Genomic DNA, 312 nt, shown 5'->3' on the forward strand with positions numbered 1-312 from the left:
CGTTCCTCACGCATCGCTTTTAATGCTCGCACTCGCCCTTCATTTCTTGTACGGCGAGCCTTGATACCTTGGCGAATCCACACTTCTTCCTGTGCAAGACGTTTATCAAATAATTCATTTTGCAAGGCTTCAACGCGTAGATTTTCTTCTTTCGTGGTTAAATATAAATCGTAATTGCCTAGATAAGACTGCAATTGACCGCGATCTAAATCCACAATGCGTGTTGCCATTTTGCGAATAAAAGAACGGTCATGGGAAATAAATACAATGCTACCTTGGAAATCCAGTAAGAAATTTTCCAGCCATTCAATA

1 pseudogene is annotated in these 312 nt (G+C 40.7%); it reads right to left on the minus strand.

Annotation, left to right across the window (positions count from 1 at the left end):
* Window positions 1-312, minus strand: a pseudogene (locus HMPREF2644_RS06345) (ABC transporter ATP-binding protein); the annotation flags it as partial.

The organism is Haemophilus sp. HMSC071C11, from assembly GCF_001837655.1.
GTDB lineage: Bacteria > Pseudomonadota > Gammaproteobacteria > Enterobacterales > Pasteurellaceae > Haemophilus > Haemophilus influenzae.